Origin of the sequence: Clostridium sardiniense (genome assembly GCF_016907995.1) — a bacterium.
GTDB classification, from domain to species: domain Bacteria; phylum Bacillota; class Clostridia; order Clostridiales; family Clostridiaceae; genus Clostridium; species Clostridium sardiniense.
Window position 1 is genome coordinate 214,202 of the sequence record NZ_JAFBDA010000002.1, and the last position, 18,527, is coordinate 232,728.

Genomic DNA, 18,527 nt, shown 5'->3' on the forward strand with positions numbered 1-18,527 from the left:
AGGGCCTCATAGCAGAATTCACAGGGAATTTGCGTACGAGTTTACATTCAACAAACCATATTATAGCATTGAAGTTTATTATATTCAAGTATTAAATTTAAACAAAGAGGAAAAATAATTTAGAATACATAATAAAATAAGAGGTGAGAGTATGTTAAACTTTAGAACAGACCTTGCAATTGAAGCAAAGGAGGACTATTCCAAGGCTCATAAAAACGACATTGACGGGGTTATTGTAGACGAAGATATAATAAACGATAGTAAAGTTACAAAAGTAACAATAAAAAATGAGGATGGAGCAAAAAAATTAGGAAAACCAATAGGAAATTATATAACCGTGGATATTCCAGAGTATACAGTATATGATGGAGAGATTATGGATGATGTTTCTCAAGCGGTAGGAAAGACATTAAAAGCCTTAGTAAATATTGAACAAGATAAGACAGCTCTTGTAGTTGGACTTGGAAACTGGAAGGTTACTCCAGATGCTCTTGGACCTAAGGTTGTAGAAAAAATAATGGTAACAAGACATTTAAAAGATGTAATGCCAGAATCTATTGATGATTCAATAATACCAGTTTGCGCTATTGCACCTGGAGTACTTGGTATTACAGGAATAGAAACAGGAGATGTTATAAAAGCTCTTGTAGATAAAATAAAACCGGATATAGTTATATGTATTGATGCATTAGCATCTAGAAGAATAGAAAGGGTAAATAGAACTATTCAAATAAGTGATACAGGAATATCACCAGGAGCTGGTGTTGGAAATCATAGAATGAGAATAAATGAGGAAACATTAGGTGTAAAAGTTATAGCAATTGGAGTACCAACAGTAGTTGATGCTGCAACTATTGCAAATGATAGTATAGATTTAGTAATAGATGAGCTTATAAGTAAGTCTGAAAAAGATTCAGCATTCTATAATATGATAAAAAGTATAGATAAGCATGAAAAGAGTGTACTTATAAAAGAATTATTAAATCCATATATAGGTGATTTAATGGTTACACCAAAGGAAGTTGATTTAGTAATAGACTCCCTTTCAAGAATAATTGCAAATGGAATAAATATAGCTGTACAGCCGAACTTAGATATGGAAGATATAAATAAGTTTATGAGTTAAAAGCAGGTATTGATTAAATATGGAAATAAAAAAGGTTAGAATTAAATTCTGATCTTTTTTATTTTATTTATATATAGATAAATTCATTAATTAAAAACATATAATAACTATGTAAATTCCCTCATATATATTTATAAATGAGGAGGGGATAATAGGTGATATCAAAAACTAAAGGAAGAAAAATAAATAGTTCTATGGATATAGGAGTTATAGTACTACTTATAATTATAGTTATATTCTTTGGAAGATGTATTTATATAATGAAAAATAATAATGAGAGAGGTGGACTTGCATATGTAGAGCTTTTAAATTTTTCACTGCCTTTAGTGGAGACTCAGGTTTATGATAGGGAAGCGTATTATGAGAATAATCTATCTCTAAAAAACATAGCGTTAGAAGCAGTTGGGCTTTCAGATATAAGTGGAGAAAAATTAATAAAGAATGAAATGCCTATATTTAAATTAAATGAAAAGATATTAAAGAGAGATGAAGTAGAAAGATATGATTCTTTTCAGTTAAATCAAGGGGCAATAATAAAATATACAGAAGAAGAAAAAAGTAATCTATATAATCCAAAACTTAAAAAGGATCTTAATAAATCGAAGCCAGAAGTTCTAATTTATCATACTCATACAGGAGAAGGATATTCAGAGAGTAAGAATTTTAGTGATGATCCAAATCTTAATGTAGTTGGAGTTGGAAGTATAATAGCTAAAGAGCTTGAAGAAAAGTATGGTATATCAGTTATACATGATAAAACAGCTCATGATGTTTCTTATAATGATAGTTATGATAGATCTAGAGAAACTATAAAAAAATATTATAAAAATTACGGTGATAGCTTCAAATTGGTAGTTGATATCCATAGAGACGGTATAGATCGTAAAAAAGCTACAAGTAGAACAAAAGAAGCTTTTACAGCTAATATAAATGGAGAAGATATGGCGAGAATAATGTATTTAAATACAAGAGGAAGCTCTAAATTTAAATCTAATGATAAAATGCAAAAAGAATTAGTAAGTATAACTAATTCTTTGTATCCTAGTCTTATAAAAAATGTTGAAACATGGAATGGAGGAATAAATCTGCTTAATCAAGATATATTTAACAACTCAATTCTTATAGAAGTAGGGTCAAATATAAATACATCAAAAGAATCTATGACAACGGCAAAATATCTTGCGAGAGTAATAGCTGAATATATAAATAAGAAAAAATAATTTACTAAAAGAATAATTATGTAAATCCCCTCATATATATTTAAAAGTGGGAGGGGATAAGATGTGATATCAAAAAGTAAAGTGAAGAAAATAACAGGTTCCATGGATATAGGAATTATGATCTTACTTATTTTCATAGTTGTATTTTTTGGAAGATGTATCTATATATTGAAAAATAACAATGAGAGAGGTGGCCTTGCGTATGTAGAACTCTTAAATTTTTCAATACCCCTAATAGAAACTCAAGTTTATGATGAGGGTGCATATTATGAAAATAATTTATCACTAAAAAATATAGCATTAGAAGCCTTAGGGCTTTTAGATATTAGTGTGGCAAAGTTAGTAAATAGTGAAATCCCGATGTTTAAATTAAATGATAAATTAGCAAAAAACGACCAAGCAGAGGAGTACACTCCATTTAAATTAAATGATGGTGCAGTATCAAAGTATACAGCGGAAGAAAAAAATAATTTATATAATCCAAAACTTAAAAAGGAACTTAATAAATCAAAGCCAGAAGTTTTAATATATCATACACATTCAGGAGAAAATTATGCTGAATCAAAAAAGTCAACTAATGATCAAAATTACAATGTAGTTGGCGTTGGAAATGTAATTGAAAAAGAACTTGAGGAAAAGTATGGTATATCAGTTATACATGATAGGACAATACATGATACTTCATATAATGATAGTTATAATAGATCAAGAGAGACTGTAAAAGGATATGCGAAAAAATATAATGATACTTTGAAACTTGTAATAGACATTCATAGGGATGGTGTTGATCTAAAAAAAGCAACTCAAAAAACTAAGGATCTATTTACAACAAGTATAAATGGTGAGAGTATGGCTAAAATAATGTATGTAAATTCAAGAAGCAGCTCCAAATTTAAAGCTAATGATAAGTTAGAAAAAGAATTATCTACAATAACCAACGAATTATATCCGGGACTTGCAAGAAAGACATACACATACGATAGGGGAATAAATTCATTTAATCAAGATATATTTAGCAATTCAATACTTTTAGAGGTTGGAGCTAATATAAATACATCAAAAGAAGCTATGACATCAGGTAAATATGTTGCAAGAATAATTGCTGAACATATAAATGGGGAATAAATGAATAAATTTACTTAAAGTGGAAATCTTTATAAATAGGAATTTTTAAAGAGGTGAAACTTTATGAAAAAGAAGAAGTATTTAATAATAATATTTTCAAGTTTTCTTTTAATCTTTGCTAGTGTTGGACTAGTAAAAATTAATATTATAAATACTAAATCATTATCACCAGTAGGAAATACTGATGATAATAAAAAGATAGTTAATACAGAGTTTGGAGAAGAGTTTAATAGTTTTATTCAAGATAATTCAAATGTTAAAATCTATAATAATGAAAATGAAGGGGAATATTTAGTAACTATAAATGATAAAAGAATAAAAATAAAAGAGGAATCTTACCTAATAAGTGGAATTAAAAAAGCGGTTTTAGCAGTTAAGAATATATCAGTAAATTTAATTAATGACATAGAGGCCTTATTTGAAAAAATAATGCCTTAAAATAAATAATAAATAGCAGTTATATTACCCTATAAATTATTGACACTTACTATGCAAAGTGTGATATAATTTAGCTTGACTTTAATATATGGGGGTGAAATAACTGCTTTTGTACATAGAAGGGCAGTTTTATATATGAAAAATGATAGACAAAAATTTATTAGAAATTTTTCAATAGTAGCGCATATAGACCACGGTAAATCAACATTAGCAGATAGATTGTTAGAAATTACAGGTACTTTAACTAAAAGAGAAATGGAAGAACAAGTACTTGATAATATGGAAATTGAAAGAGAAAGAGGAATAACAATTAAGTCTCAAGCAGCAAGACTTATCTATAGAAGAGAGAACGGAGAAGAATATATATTAAATCTTATAGATACTCCAGGACATGTAGATTTTACATATGAAGTATCAAGAAGTTTAGCAGCATGCGAGGGTGCAGTATTAGTTGTTGACGCAACACAAGGGATACAAGCACAAACATTAGCAAATTGTTATTTAGCATTAGACAATGATTTGGAAATAAGTCCTGTTATAAATAAGATAGACCTTCCATCTTCAAGAGCGGATGAAGTAAAGCAAGAGATTGAAGATGTAATTGGTATTCCAGCTGAGGAAGCACCAATGATATCAGCCAAGACAGGGTTAAATGTAGAAGATGTATTAGAAGCTGTAGTTCGTGATATTCCAGCACCAAGTGGAGATGAGGATGCACCTCTTAAGGCCTTAGTTTTCGATTCATACTATGATACTTATAAAGGTGTTGTAAGTTATGTAAGAGTTAAAGATGGTATAGTAAAAAGAGGAACTAAAATAAAGTTTATGGCAACTAATAAAGTTTATGATGTTACAGAAGTTGGAGTATTTACTCCAGGATTCTTACCAACAAATGAACTAAGAGCAGGTGACGTTGGGTATATCACAGCATCTATTAAAAATGTAAAAGATGCTAGAGTTGGGGATACAATAACTGAAAGTGGAAGAGAAACTAAAGAGGCACTTCCAGGATATAAGCCAGCTATTCCAATGGTTTATTCAGGTATTTATCCAGTGGATGGAGCAAAATATGAAGAGCTAAAAGAAGCATTAGAAAAACTTCAAATAAATGATGCAGCATTAAACTTTGAACCAGAAAGTTCAGTTGCATTAGGATTTGGATTTAGATGTGGGTTCTTAGGATTGTTACATATGGAAATAATCCAAGAAAGAATAGAGAGAGAATTTAATCTAGATATAATTACAACAGCACCATCTGTTATATACAAAATTAAAAAGACTGATGGAGAAGTTTTAGATATTACAAATCCAACAAATCTTCCAGAAATGAGTGAAATTGATTATATGGAAGAACCTGTTGTTAAAGCTTCTATAATAACTCCAACTGAATATGTAGGAGCTGTTATGGAACTTTGCCAAGATAGAAGAGGAACATATATTGATATGCAATATATGGAAGAGACAAGAGCCGTTATAAACTACGATATTCCTTTAAATGAAATAGTTTATGATTTCTTTGATACATTAAAATCAAAGACAAGAGGTTATGCATCATTGGATTACGAATTTAAAGGATATGAAAGAGCGGATCTTTGTAAGCTTGATATTCTTCTAAATGGAGATGTAGTAGATGCACTTTCAATGATAGTACCAAAAGAAAGGGCTTATCATAAAGGCAGAGGAATAGCAGAAAAGCTTAAAGAAATTATTCCAAGACAACTTTTTGAAGTGCCAATACAAGCAGCAATAGGAGCTAAAATCATAGCAAGAGAAACTGTTAAAGCTATGAGAAAAGACGTACTTGCTAAATGTTATGGTGGAGATATATCAAGAAAGAGAAAACTTCTTGAAAAGCAAAAAGAAGGTAAGAAGAGAATGAGACAAGTGGGATCAGTTGAAGTGCCACAAGAAGCATTCATGTCAATTTTAAAAGTAGATTAATAAATGTTTTTAAGAAACTCTAATTAAATTAGAGTTTCTTTTTTATAAATTTTGATGTAAGAATTAATTTATTTATGTTGCATATACATTACTATAAGAAATTATGGAGGTGTATATTAAGTGATAGAAGTAAGTAGAAGAGATCCAAAAATAAAGTGTAAGAAATTAAGAAGAGAGGGGATCATAACAGGAACCCTTAGAAGATGTAATGGAGACATAATTCCTATAAGTGTAAAAGGAAGTAGTATAGACACCTATGTTAACAATAATGGCTTAAATAATGAACTTATTATATTATTCGATAATAATGAAATCAAAACAAGGATATATAGAGTTCAGAAGAATCTTATAATGCATAATGTAGACAATATAGATTTATTAGAAAAGAAATAAAGTGATAATTTAAGCGTTAAAGTTAAAAGTTTAAATAATAGTATAAAAATTTATTGAAAAAGTGCTTACTTTATTAGTAAGTGCTTTTTATGTTTTATGTTATTTTTAAAATTAGAAGGATATGTTTTAGTTAATAATTTTTTTTTACATAGGATAGTAATAGATACGTAAATTGACAAAGCTATTACTTCGTATCTATAAAGTATTCAATTGATCTATATAATAGCACTTTCAGCGATGTTCTTGCAGATAGTGGAGGAGAAATTCTTTTGTTAGTGGTTACATGTATTGGTATATGATTTGAAAACAGCAATTGTAACTAGTGTTTTTATTATGTCATTCACTGCTTTAACTGGAACAGCTGTACATATAATTCATGGAGGAACTGACGTATTAGATTTAATAATATGTGTAGTATTTGCTATAGTTGATTCTAGAGGGTCGGCAAAATTTGCAAATAAAGCAAATAATAAGAAGTTAAATAAAGTATCAGGTGTCTTTTAAATTATATTTGGAGTTGCTCTTATAACTTAAATAGTTTAATTTACGATGAAAATAAGTTTTTATAAATTTAAAATTAAAGTTTAATTAAGTTGAGTGAAAAAAGGCATTTTTTAATGTATAATAAACAAAAGAAATGGAGGGTGTTAGATGTTTTTAAAAGAACTTAACAATGAAGAGGCAGTATCATTTGTAAATTTATTAGATCAATTTGCAAACATAGATAATGAAGTTGCTAGAGAAGAAAAGAGATTAATAGAAGGTTATGTAAAGGAACTTGGATTAGAGAAAGATAAAATTGGGATATTATCTTATGATGATATAGTAGCTGTTTTAAAGAAAAGTAAGGAAAGAATAAAAAGAATTATATATTTTGAATTAATTGGACTAGCTTTAGTAGATGGCAATTATGGAGATTTAGAGGTAGATTATTTAGATAAAATAGCAGTAGATCTTGACATAAATAGGGCTCAGAAAATAGCATTTGCAAACTTTTTCTATAATTTCAAAGAAATACACGATTTTTCTGTAATAGAAACTGAGAATAAAGAATTAAAGCTGCTTGAAGAGCAAGCAGAAGCGTTACTATAAATTTATTAAAGAAGATTCTAATAAATTAAGATTAGAGTCTTCTTTTTTGTTATAATAATTAAAAGTAAAAGAAGAAGGTGAATTTAAAATGAAAGAAATTGCATTATATGTACATATTCCATTTTGCAAGCAAAAATGTTTTTACTGTGATTTTCCATCATATGCTGGAAAGGAAGGTCTAGAAGATGATTATATAAATTCTTTAATCAAAGAGATAGATATAAAGTGTAGCGATAAAGTTATTAAAAGTTTATTTATTGGAGGTGGAACACCATCACACTTAAATGAAGATAATCTATATAAGTTATTAAATAAGTTAAATTGCCTAAGTTATATAAAAAATGTAGAAAGAACTATAGAATGTAATCCAGGAACATTAACAGAGAGTAAGCTTAGAATTATAAAAGATTGTGGGATGAATAGAATAAGCATGGGACTTCAGGCAACTAGTAACAATCTGCTTAAAAAAATAGGAAGAATACATACAATAGAAGAATTTTGTGAAAATTACAATAGAGCTAGGAAGTTTGGATTTGAAAATATAAACATTGACATTATGTTTGGGTTACCAGATCAAAGTATTTCTGATTATAAAGAAACTTTAAAGGATATTATTAAGTTAAATCCAGAGCACATATCATGCTATAGTCTAATCATTGAAGAAGGAACACCTTTCTATGATATGAGTGAAAGCGGTATTCTTAATCTTCCAAAAGAAGATGATGAAAGACAAATGTATAAATTAACTAAAGATATATTAGAATTTAATGGATATCATCAATATGAAATATCTAATTATTCAAAAGAAGGTATGGAATGTTATCATAATAAAGTTTACTGGAAATGTGAAGAATATTTAGGAGTAGGAGTATCATCTAGCTCATATATAAATGGTAGTAGAGTAAAGAATATAGATAGTATAACAGAATATATCGAAAGAATATGTAGCGGGAAAGATATATATGAAGAGGTTGTAAAAAATACTGAAAAAGAAGATATGGAAGAGTTTATGTTTTTAGGACTTAGAATGATCCAAGGTATAAATAAAGATGACTTCAAAAATAGGTTTAAAAAAGATATATATGATGTATATAGAGCGGTAATTAAGGAAAATATAAAAAAGGGCCTTTTAAAAGAAGAAAATAATAATATTTATCTAACTGACAAAGGTATAGAATTATCAAATTACGTTATGAGTGAATTTATATTGTAAAAAGTAAAAAATAAAAGTAATTTGAAGAAAAATAAAGATAATATGGATTAAATTAAATAAATTAATATTAAAAAGTAAAAATTCTCGTTGACAAAAATAATCAACGAGAATATTATTTAAATATAGTCATTAGCACTCGTTATTAGTGAGTGCTAATAAGTAGAGGTGATGATATGGTTATTGATGATAGAAAAATAAAAATATTAGAAGCTATTATCAATGATTACATTAAAACTGGAGAGCCAGTAGGTTCTAGAACAATAGCAAAGAATCATGACTTAGGAGTTGGATCTGCAACAATAAGAAATGAAATGGCAGATCTTGAAGATATGGGTTATTTAGAACAACCTCATACCTCTGCAGGAAGAATTCCATCAAGCAAAGGATATAGATTATATGTAGATAGTTTAATGGAAAAACCACTTTTAAGTAAAGAAGAAGATTTAAAGATAAAAGAATATGTTATAAACTCAGCAATGTTAGAAGTTAATAAGATAGTTAAAAATGCAAGTGCTTTACTTTCAGAATTAACACATCTTACATGTGTTGTAAAAACACCTTCTATGAGCATGAGCTATTTAAAATCTATCCAAGTTATGAATCTTGATGAGAAAAGCCTTTTAGCAGTAATTGTTACTGATGGTGGACTTATTAAGAATCAAATAATTAGAATTAATAAAGTACCTTCTATAGAAGTATTAAATAAAATAAATACTATTTTAAATAAAAGGCTATTACATCTTTCAATAGATGAAATTAACTTGGAGGTTATAAATAACTTAAAAGTAGATTTACATGGGTATGAGGAAGTATTTAATGCAATGCTCCCAGCATTATATCAATGCTTAAAAGAAGATGATACATCTAGAGTATTTATGGAGGGTGCAACAAATATTTTTAATTTCCCTGAGTACAACGATATAGAAAAGGCAAAAGAGATATTATCACTTCTTCATAATAAAGATTGTGTTGTTGAACTTATAGAACCTGAAAATGATATAACAATAAAAATAGGCGATGAGAATTATATTCCAGAAGCAAGAGAGTGTAGTGTTATATCAGCTGAATACTCGCTAGGCGATAGTGCAAAAGGGACTATTGGATTGATAGGACCTAGAAGAATTAACTATTCAAAAGTAATCGCAATAATGGCACAGGTCATGAAAGAATTGAATAAGACTTTAAAAGGACAGTCTAAAAATTAAAGAAGACGAGGTGTGTATAAGGAAATGATAGATAAGAATGAAAATTTAGAAAATGAGATCAAAGATGATGAAAATATCATAGTTGATGAAGAGATAAAAGAAAATTTGGAAGAGCCAGTAAATGGAGAAGAGGAAGTAGTAGAAGAGTCTCAGGAAAATGATAATAAAAAAGAAGAGGATGAGTTAGAAATGTTTAGAAAGACTAAAGATGAAAACAAAAAATTAACTAACGAACTTGAGACTTTAAAAGATAGACTTCTAAGAGTTACAGCTGAATATGAAAACTACAGAAAAAGAACAGCTAAAGAAAAAGAAGGTATTTATACAGATGCATGTATAGATGTACTAAAAGAAATAGTACCAAATCTTGATAACTTAGAAAGAGCTGTCGAAGCTAATGGAAGTGTTGAAGACATGAAAAAAGGTGTTGAGATGACTCTTAAAGGCTTCCAAGCTGCTCTAGAAAAGTTAGGAGTTGAAGAAATAGCAACATCAGAAGGATTTGATCCTAATCTTCATCAAGCAGTAATGCATATTGAAGATGAGAACCTTGATAATAATTCAGTTGCTGAAGTATTTATGAAAGGTTACAAAAGAGGAGATAAAGTTATAAGACATTCAGTTGTTAAAGTAGCTAATTAAAATAAAAATAACATAAATAAAATAGAAATTAATAGTAAGCTAGGGCTTGCGTTAAGGAGGAATAAATTATGTCAAAAATAATAGGAATTGATTTAGGAACTACAAATTCATGTGTAGCAGTTATGGAAGGTGGAGAACCAGTTGTTATAACTAACTCAGAAGGTTCAAGAACAACTCCATCAGTTGTTTCATTCCAAGCAAATGGAGAAAGATTAGTTGGTCAAGTTGCAAAAAGACAGGCAATTACTAATCCAGATAAAACAATAATCTCAATAAAGAGACATATGGGAACTGATTATAAAGTTAAGGTTGACGAGAAAGAATATACACCACAAGAAATATCAGCAATGATACTTCAAAAATTAAAAGCTGATGCTGAAAGTTATTTAGGAGAAAAAGTTACTCAAGCAGTTATAACTGTACCAGCTTACTTCAATGATGCTGAAAGACAAGCAACAAAAGATGCTGGTAAAATAGCAGGACTTGAAGTACTTAGAATAATAAACGAACCAACAGCTGCAGCTTTAGCATATGGATTAGAAAAAGCAGATCACGAAGAAAAAGTATTAGTATATGATTTAGGTGGCGGTACTTTCGATGTATCTATCTTAGAACTTGGTGATGGAGTATTTGAAGTATTATCAACAAACGGAGATACAAAGCTTGGTGGAGATGACTTCGATAATAAGATCATGGATTACATTGCAGACACATTCAAAGCTGAAAATGGAATCGACTTAAGACAAGATAAAATGGCACTTCAAAGATTAAAAGAAGCTGCTGAAAAAGCTAAGATTGAATTATCATCATCAACACAAACAAATATTAACTTACCATTCATCACAGCTGATGCAACTGGTCCAAAACATATAGATATGAACTTAACTAGAGCTAAATTCAACGAATTAACTCATGACTTAGTTCAAAGATCAATTGAACCAATGAAGAAAGCAATTGCTGATGCTGGAATTTCAGTAAATGATATAGATAAGATATTATTAGTTGGTGGATCAACAAGAATACCAGCTGTTCAAGAAGCAGTTAAAAACTTTACAGGAAAAGAGCCTTCAAAGGGAATAAATCCAGATGAATGTGTTGCAATTGGTGCAGCTATTCAAGCAGGTGTATTAACTGGAGAAGTTAAAGATGTATTATTATTAGATGTTACACCATTAACACTTGGAATTGAAACTTTAGGAGGAGTTGCTACTCCACTTATAGAAAGAAATACAACAATCCCAGCTAAGAAGAGTCAAACATTCTCAACAGCTGCAGATGGTCAAACATCAGTTGAAATTCACGTAGTTCAAGGTGAAAGACAAATGGCTGCTGATAACAAGACATTAGGAAGATTCACATTATCAGGAATAGCACCAGCACCAAGAGGAATTCCTCAAATCGAAGTTACATTTGATATAGATGCTAACGGTATCGTTAAAGTATCAGCTATGGATAAAGGAACAGGAAAGGAAGCTAATATTACAATTACTGCTTCAACAAACTTAAGTGATGACGAAGTAGAAAATGCAGTAAAAGAAGCTGAAAAGTTCGCTGAAGAAGATAAGAAGAGAAAAGAATCAATAGAAGTTAAGAATAATGCTGATCAAGTTGTATACCAAACTGAAAAGACATTAGAAGAACTTGGAGATAAGGTTTCAGCTGATGATAAAGCAAAAGTTCAAGCTAAGTTAGAAGAAGTTAAGAAGATCAAAGATGGTGATGATATAGAAGGTATCAAGAAAGCTATCGAAGAATTAACTCAAGAATTCTATGCAATATCATCAAAGATATACCAAGAAGCTGGAGCACAACAACCAGGAGCTGAAGGATTCGATCCAAACAACATGGGTGGAGCACAAGGAACTAATGAAGCACCACATGATGATAATGTTGTAGATGCAGATTTTAAAGTAGAAGACGATAAATAGTTGTAAATATACTATAATCTCTTATATAATACAGGGAGGGAAGGCAAGTGTCGTCTTCCCTTTTGTAAAGTTTATGAAATTTAAAAAAATATGGTGGTGAAAATAGATGGCACAAAAAGACTATTACGAAATCCTTGGTTTAGAAAAGGGTGCAAGTGATTCAGAGATTAAAAAAGCCTTTAGGAAGCTAGCTATAAAATACCATCCTGATAAAAATCAAGGAAATGCTGAAGCTGAAAAGAAATTTAAAGAAATTAATGAGGCTTATCAAGTACTTTCAGATCCAGAGAAAAAAGCTAAGTATGATCAATTTGGAACAGCTGATTTTGATGGAAGTGGATTTGGAGCAGGAGCTGGTGGATTTGGTGGATTTGACTTCTCAGATATGGGAGGATTCGGAGATATATTTGACTCATTCTTTGGAGGCGGTGGTGGTGGTTCATCAAGAAGTAATGGACCAAGAAGAGGCGCTGATATAGAATACACAGTAAGATTAACTTTTGAAGAGGCAATAAAAGGAGTAGAAAAAGAAATATCAGTTACAAGAAGCGAAAATTGTGAAACTTGTAATGGAACGGGTGCTAAACCTGGAACAACTCCTAAGACATGTCCATCATGTCATGGTTCAGGACAAATAAGAGTACAAAGACAAACTCCGCTTGGAAGTTTTGTAAGTACAACAACTTGTGATAAATGTCATGGAACTGGTAAGATAATTGAAGAACCATGTACAACATGTAAAGGAAAAGGTAAGGTTAGAAAGACTAGAAAGATTAAAGTTAATATACCAGCAGGGGTTGATACTGGAAATGTTATGCCACTTAGAGGACAAGGTGAACATGGTAGCAATGGTGGACCAGCTGGAGATCTTTATATAAAGATAGTAGTTGCACCTTCTAATAAATTCACAAGAAAAGGTAATGATATATATGTAGATACACATATATCAATGGCAAAAGCTACTTTTGGAACAGAAATAACTGTTGAAACAGTTGATGGTAATGTTAAATATACAGTACCATCAGGAACTCAATCAGGAACTTTATTTAGATTAAAAGGAAAAGGTGTACCAAGAGTTAATAGTAGTGGAAGAGGAGATCAATACGTTAAAGTTATAGTTGATATTCCAAAGAAGCTTAATGAAAAGCAAAAAGAAGCTTTAATGATGTTTATGGAAGCATCAGGAGAAAAGGTTGATGGAGCTGAAGAACATCACAAAAAAGGATTTAGAGATTTATTTAAATAAATCTTAAAGACTGCTTTTAGCAGTCTTTTTTTATACGAAAAAGACATAGAATTAATTCTATGTCTTTTTCGTATAAAAAATATTTCGGGGATAAAATAAGTTTATATTTTAAAATTTAAAATATCGTATCTTGTGACTCCTTATCAAATACATGGATTTTATTAATATCAAAAGCAAAAGTTATTTTATCTCCATTATTATAAGATAAAGCGCCAGCAGCTTTGATAATAATGTGTCTGTCTTCTTTCTTTAAATGAATATAAGTTTCAGAACCTAGATTCTCTAAAATATCAACAGTACCAGTAAACTTAACCATGTTCTTATCAGTAGGAATATTATCAGTTATAAAAATATTTTCAGGTCTAATTCCTAGAATAATATCTTTTCCTTTAGACTTATTTAGTAAATTAATTTTATCCTTAGGAATAGGGATATTATTTTCAAATATTTTAATAGTATAATTATCATTTTTATTATCAATAGATCCATATAAGAAGTTCATTTGAGGACTTCCAATGAAGCTAGCTACAAACATATTAACAGGATTCTCATATATTTCTTTAGGAGTATCTACTTGTTGAATTATACCATCTTTCATTACAACAATTCTTGTTCCAAGTGTCATAGCCTCAGTTTGATCATGAGTTACATATATAAAAGTAGTTTCAAGATCATTGTAAAGTTTTGAAATTTCTATTCTCATTTGAACTCTAAGCTTTGCATCAAGATTTGAAAGAGGCTCGTCCATTAAGAAAACTTTAGGGTGTCTAACGATGGCTCTACCCATAGCTACTCTTTGCCTTTGTCCTCCAGATAATGCTTTAGGCTTTCTGTCTAATAAATGAGTAATATCTAAGATCTTAGCAGCTTCCTTAACTTTTTTATCAATTTCATCTTTAGGCATTTTCTTTAATCTAAGACCAAAAGACATATTTTCATAAACTGTCATATGAGGGTACAGCGCATAATTTTGGAATACCATTGCTATATCCCTATCCTTTGGAGCAACATCATTAACTAAGGTATTCCCTATATAAAGTTCACCACCACTAATTTCTTCAAGACCTGCGATCATTCTAAGAGTCGTAGATTTACCACACCCAGAAGGACCTACAAATACTATAAACTCTTTATCTTCAATATTTAAATTAAAATTGTTAACGGCTTTAAAACCATTATCATAAACTTTATCGATATTTTTCAGTACTAATCCTGCCATAATTAAACTCTCCTTTATGTAGTTAATAAATTAACTAGTGTTTTGAAATATTAAAAAACGTAGTATCAATCAATATAGTTTAATTATAAAGATGTATAAAAATAAACACTATGTATTATTTTTACTAGTATTATTAAATAATTTACTTTTTTTGTAGTTATAATATTTAGAATTTTTATAAAAAGAATTATATGTATAATTATAGTTACTTGTACTATTATTTTTTTAACATATAGCAATTTCATTGACTGTAGTTAAAATTTATTGATAGAATTAATAAAAAATATGGTAATGCTTTAAGAAAGTTTTGGGAGGGATAGATTTATGTATTATTTAGGAGTAGATGGTGGAGGAACTAAAACTAGATATATTTTAGTAGATGAGAACCTTAATATAATTAAAGATGTAGAAAGAGGTACAATTCATATACATCAAATAGGAGCTATAAATTTAAGGAATGAACTTAAAAGTGCTTTAGATATTATAATATCAGAAAGTAATATAAGAAAGAATGATATTGAACATGTATTTCTAGGTGTACCTGGATATGGAGAAAGTAAGAGTGATAAGAATATTATAGATGATATAGTAGGGGATATTTTTAAGGGGATAAATTATACTGTTGGAAATGATGCCGTTGCAGGATGGGCAGCAGGAACTGGATGTAATGATGGTATAAATATAGTTTCTGGAACTGGAAGTATAGCTTATGGAAGAAATAAAGAAGGAATAGAAGCAAGATGCGGAGGATGGGGACCAGGAATTGGTGATGATGGAAGTGCATATTGGATAGCTCTTAGGGTTATTAATGAATATACTAAGCAAAAGGATGGAAGAAAAGAAAAGACAGTATTATTAGATATAATGGAGAGGGAGTTAGATATAAAGGATTATTTTGAAGTGGTGGATATTGTTTTTAATAGATTGAAATTTTCAAGAACTGAAATAGCATCCTTTGCTAGAATAGCATCAATTGCTGCAAAAGAAGGGTGCAGGGTATGTAATTTTATATTTGAAGAAGCAGCATATAATTTGTTTCTTCATATAAGATCATTATCAACTACTTTAAATTTAAAAGATGGCTTTATATTATCATACACTGGAGGAGTATTTAAATCAGGAGGTTTAATATTAGATCCATTAAAGGTTATGTTAGATGAAGATAGTATAAATTGTATAATTAAGGAGCCAGAAATAGAGCCTTGGCATGGAGCTGCCCTTATGGCGTATACACTAAGTGGACAGGAGGTTCCAAAAGATTATAAAGAGAGATTTAAACATTAGAAAATAATAATTTAAGGAAGCCTAAGTAGGGCTTCTTTTTTTATTTATGGTGATATTTTAATTACTATTATGATTTGATGGATGAAAGTAAAAATATTATATATATCTAAAAAAAACAACCATTTTAATAAGTAGTCCTATAAATTAAAATTTAATTAAATAACTTTTAGGGGGGATCAATTATGATAAAAGGAAGAGTTACAATACCAACTGATAAAAATATGAATGATTATATAAAAGATATAATAGAAAAGTGGGGAGCAGATGCTATAAGAGATTGTGATGGCACAAAACTTGGCGAAGAAATAACAGGATTAGGTGTAAAAAATTATAGTACATACCTAACTACTAGAAATGATCAAGATTTTATTAGAGAAAATATGGATGAGGTACAACAACTTTATTTAATGTCAGAACCGGTTGTTGCAACTTCAAATAATATAGAGATAGATTTACTTAAGGGATATTTTAAGGAGCAATTTGACATAGATAAAGTACATGATGAAAAACTTTGGTGGGAAGTTATAGATAGAACAACAGGTGAAGTCTTAGATAATAATAAATGGACTTTTGATAGAGAAAACGGAAAAGTTTTAATAGAAGAGGCCGTTATATGGCATAAATATACAGTAAACTTTTTAGTTTATATGATATGGGATCCTACTCAAATGTACAATCATATAACAAATGATTGGGGGGATAAGCCACATGAAGTTCCATATGATTGTAGACAACCTAAATCCCAAAATCATATGCTAGAACTTTTAGAAAAATGGCTTGATGAAAATCCAGAAATAGATGTTGTGCGATTTACAACATTTTTCCATCATTTCACACTATGCTTTAATGAAATAGGAAAAGAAAAGTTTGTTGATTGGTTTGGATACAGTTCATCTGTTAGTCCAAAGGCTATGGAGGATTTTGAAAAAGATAAAGGTTATAAATTAAGACCAGAAGATATTGTGGATGAAGGATATTACAATTCGCCCTTTAGAGTTCCAACAAAGGAATATAAGGACTATATAGATTTTCAATCAAAATGGGTAGCATCCCTTGCAAAAAAGATGGTTGATATGTGTCATGAAAAAGGGAAAGAGGCAATGATGTTCTTAGGAGATAATTGGATAGGTACAGAACCCTATGGAAAATATTTTGAAAGTATAGGACTTGATGCAGTTGTTGGATCAGTAGGTAATGGGGCTACTATGAGAATGATAAGTGATATACCTGGAATTAAATATACTGAAGGTAGATTTCTTCCGTACTTCTTCCCAGATGTATTTACAGAAGGAGGAGACCCTGTTAAAGAAGGACAAGAAAATTGGATTCAAGCTAGGAGGGCAATTCTTAGAAAACCTCTTGAGAGAATAGGATATGGTGGATATCTAGGGTTAACTAAAGAGTTCCCAGAATTTGTAGATGAAGTTGAAAAAATTTGTAATGAATTTAGAGAAATTCATGAGACTATAAAGGGAACAAATTCATATACTTCATTAAAAGTTGGGGTGCTAAACTCATGGGGTAAACTTAGAACTTGGCAAACAAATCAGGTAGCACATGCTTTATGGTATAGAGAAATTTATTCTTATGTTGGAGTAATAGAATGTTTAAGTGGCATGCCAGTTGATGTAGAGTTTATAAGTTTTGATGATATAAAAGAAAGAGGGATTTCAGATGATATAAAAGTAATAATAAATGCTGGTGATGCTTATACTGCTTGGAGTGGTGGAGACAACTGGATGGATGAAAAGCTAGTTAGTAAAATAAGAGAGTGGGTATATAATGGAGGAGGCTTCATAGGTGTTGGAGACCCAACAGCATGTCAATATCAAGGGAGATACTTCCAATTAGATGATGTAATGGGAGTAGATAAGGAAATAGGATTTTCATTGAGTACAAGAAAGTATAATGATACAAATGATAAACATTTCTTGCTTGAAGATATAGATGAAGAGTTAGACTTCGGAGAAGGAATGGATGGTGTATATGCTAAAGGTGATAATTACCAGATATTATCTAAAGATAGAGAATACTCAAATCTTGTAGTAAATACTTTTGGAAAGGGAAGAAGTGTTTACTTTGCAGGTCTTCCCTATACTCCACAAAACTGTAGATTACTTCTAAGAGCAGTATATTTTGTTGCAGGTAGAGAAGATGAAATGAAGAAGTATTATGTTACAAACGTAAATACCGAGTGTGCAGCCTTTGAGGAACTAGGAAAAGTAGTCGTAATTAATAATACTAGATATATACAGAATACAGATTTAATTATAGGTGGGGAAATTAAGGAGCAATTAAAACTTAATCCAATGGAAATGAGATGGATTGAATACAAATAATTTAAAAGATAGTTATGGGAAAACCTATAACTATCTTTTTTTGTATAAATATTTAAATTAAGTAAATTTTGTAAAAAATTTATCGAGGTGATATAATAATTAATATGATGCGGCAA

Annotated in this window: 16 protein-coding genes; 15 read left to right on the plus strand and 1 reads right to left on the minus strand. The window is 29.7% G+C overall.

Annotation, left to right across the window (positions count from 1 at the left end; genetic code table 11):
* The first annotated feature begins 151 nt into the window (after nucleotides 1–151).
* The 13 genes from gpr to dnaJ all read left to right on the plus strand — a co-directional run bounded on the left by gpr (nucleotide 152) and on the right by dnaJ (nucleotide 13,569).
* Nucleotides 152–1,126 (plus strand): GPR endopeptidase, encoded by a 975-nt coding sequence (gene gpr, locus JOC62_RS03345; RefSeq protein ID WP_204593750.1) that lies wholly within the window; start codon nucleotides 152–154, stop codon nucleotides 1,124–1,126.
* Between the two features lie 155 nt (nucleotides 1,127–1,281).
* Nucleotides 1,282–2,346, plus strand: a complete 1,065-nt coding sequence (locus JOC62_RS03350; RefSeq protein WP_204593751.1) for a stage II sporulation protein P — start codon at nucleotides 1,282–1,284, stop codon at nucleotides 2,344–2,346.
* A gap of 63 nt (nucleotides 2,347–2,409) precedes the next feature.
* On the plus strand, nucleotides 2,410–3,471 hold the full coding sequence (locus JOC62_RS03355) for a stage II sporulation protein P (protein WP_204593752.1): 1,062 nt from the start codon (nucleotides 2,410–2,412) through the stop codon (nucleotides 3,469–3,471).
* Between the two features lie 63 nt (nucleotides 3,472–3,534).
* Nucleotides 3,535–3,909, plus strand: coding sequence for a hypothetical protein (locus JOC62_RS03360; RefSeq protein WP_204593753.1), 375 nt, complete (start codon nucleotides 3,535–3,537; stop codon nucleotides 3,907–3,909).
* Nucleotides 3,910–4,044: 135 nt separating this feature from the next.
* Entirely contained in the window at nucleotides 4,045–5,850 is a 1,806-nt protein-coding gene (lepA, locus tag JOC62_RS03365; protein WP_204593754.1) for a translation elongation factor 4, read from the plus strand.
* A gap of 120 nt (nucleotides 5,851–5,970) precedes the next feature.
* Nucleotides 5,971–6,243 (plus strand): hypothetical protein, encoded by a 273-nt coding sequence (locus JOC62_RS03370; RefSeq protein ID WP_204593755.1) that lies wholly within the window; start codon nucleotides 5,971–5,973, stop codon nucleotides 6,241–6,243.
* A gap of 288 nt (nucleotides 6,244–6,531) precedes the next feature.
* Complete coding sequence (locus tag JOC62_RS03375; RefSeq protein WP_204593756.1) at nucleotides 6,532–6,747, plus strand: hypothetical protein; 216 nt, start codon at nucleotides 6,532–6,534, stop codon at nucleotides 6,745–6,747.
* Between the two features lie 147 nt (nucleotides 6,748–6,894).
* A complete protein-coding gene (locus JOC62_RS03380; protein WP_204593757.1) occupies nucleotides 6,895–7,335 on the plus strand; it encodes a hypothetical protein in 441 nt (146 codons plus the stop codon).
* An 88-nt stretch (nucleotides 7,336–7,423) separates the two neighbouring features.
* Complete coding sequence (gene hemW, locus JOC62_RS03385; protein ID WP_204593758.1) at nucleotides 7,424–8,548, plus strand: radical SAM family heme chaperone HemW; 1,125 nt, start codon at nucleotides 7,424–7,426, stop codon at nucleotides 8,546–8,548.
* A 173-nt stretch (nucleotides 8,549–8,721) separates the two neighbouring features.
* Nucleotides 8,722–9,753, plus strand: coding sequence for a heat-inducible transcriptional repressor HrcA (hrcA, locus tag JOC62_RS03390; protein WP_204593759.1), 1,032 nt, complete (start codon nucleotides 8,722–8,724; stop codon nucleotides 9,751–9,753).
* A gap of 27 nt (nucleotides 9,754–9,780) precedes the next feature.
* Nucleotides 9,781–10,395 (plus strand): nucleotide exchange factor GrpE, encoded by a 615-nt coding sequence (gene grpE / locus JOC62_RS03395; RefSeq protein ID WP_423882971.1) that lies wholly within the window; start codon nucleotides 9,781–9,783, stop codon nucleotides 10,393–10,395.
* Between the two features lie 68 nt (nucleotides 10,396–10,463).
* The gene (dnaK, locus tag JOC62_RS03400; RefSeq protein ID WP_204593761.1) at nucleotides 10,464–12,323 is read left to right on the plus strand and encodes a molecular chaperone DnaK; all 1,860 of its coding nucleotides are present in this window, start codon (nucleotides 10,464–10,466) and stop codon (nucleotides 12,321–12,323) included.
* Between the two features lie 106 nt (nucleotides 12,324–12,429).
* Nucleotides 12,430–13,569 (plus strand): molecular chaperone DnaJ, encoded by a 1,140-nt coding sequence (gene dnaJ, locus JOC62_RS03405; protein WP_204593762.1) that lies wholly within the window; start codon nucleotides 12,430–12,432, stop codon nucleotides 13,567–13,569.
* A 115-nt stretch (nucleotides 13,570–13,684) separates the two neighbouring features.
* On the opposite strand, the gene JOC62_RS03410 is transcribed toward dnaJ, so the two are convergent.
* Complete coding sequence (locus JOC62_RS03410) at nucleotides 13,685–14,788, minus strand: ABC transporter ATP-binding protein (RefSeq protein WP_204593763.1); 1,104 nt, start codon at nucleotides 14,786–14,788, stop codon at nucleotides 13,685–13,687.
* A 324-nt stretch (nucleotides 14,789–15,112) separates the two neighbouring features.
* Here JOC62_RS03410 and JOC62_RS03415 point away from each other — a divergent pair, with 324 nt between their 5' ends.
* Both JOC62_RS03415 and gnpA read left to right on the plus strand, forming a co-directional pair.
* Nucleotides 15,113–16,072: a BadF/BadG/BcrA/BcrD ATPase family protein gene (locus JOC62_RS03415; protein WP_204593764.1), complete on the plus strand. Its 960-nt coding sequence runs from the start codon at nucleotides 15,113–15,115 to the stop codon at nucleotides 16,070–16,072.
* 182 nt (nucleotides 16,073–16,254) lie between these two features.
* Nucleotides 16,255–18,411, plus strand: coding sequence for a 1,3-beta-galactosyl-N-acetylhexosamine phosphorylase (gene gnpA / locus JOC62_RS03420; RefSeq protein WP_204593765.1), 2,157 nt, complete (start codon nucleotides 16,255–16,257; stop codon nucleotides 18,409–18,411).
* Nucleotides 18,412–18,527: the final 116 nt, after the last annotated feature.

Bases quoted from the DNA above. Each gene is read 5' to 3' on its own strand.
- gpr (WP_204593750.1), top strand. From the start codon at position 152: ATGTTAAACTTTAGAACAGACCTTGCAATTGAAGCAAAGGAGGACTAT.
- gnpA (WP_204593765.1), top strand. From the start codon at position 16,255: ATGATAAAAGGAAGAGTTACAATACCAACTGATAAAAATATGAATGAT.
- JOC62_RS03415 (WP_204593764.1), top strand. From the start codon at position 15,113: ATGTATTATTTAGGAGTAGATGGTGGAGGAACTAAAACTAGATATATT.
- lepA (WP_204593754.1), top strand. From the start codon at position 4,045: ATGAAAAATGATAGACAAAAATTTATTAGAAATTTTTCAATAGTAGCG.
- hrcA (WP_204593759.1), top strand. From the start codon at position 8,722: ATGGTTATTGATGATAGAAAAATAAAAATATTAGAAGCTATTATCAAT.
- JOC62_RS03380 (WP_204593757.1), top strand. From the start codon at position 6,895: ATGTTTTTAAAAGAACTTAACAATGAAGAGGCAGTATCATTTGTAAAT.
- JOC62_RS03410 (WP_204593763.1), bottom strand. From the start codon at position 14,788: ATGGCAGGATTAGTACTGAAAAATATCGATAAAGTTTATGATAATGGT.
- dnaJ (WP_204593762.1), top strand. From the start codon at position 12,430: ATGGCACAAAAAGACTATTACGAAATCCTTGGTTTAGAAAAGGGTGCA.
- JOC62_RS03360 (WP_204593753.1), top strand. From the start codon at position 3,535: ATGAAAAAGAAGAAGTATTTAATAATAATATTTTCAAGTTTTCTTTTA.
- dnaK (WP_204593761.1), top strand. From the start codon at position 10,464: ATGTCAAAAATAATAGGAATTGATTTAGGAACTACAAATTCATGTGTA.
- hemW (WP_204593758.1), top strand. From the start codon at position 7,424: ATGAAAGAAATTGCATTATATGTACATATTCCATTTTGCAAGCAAAAA.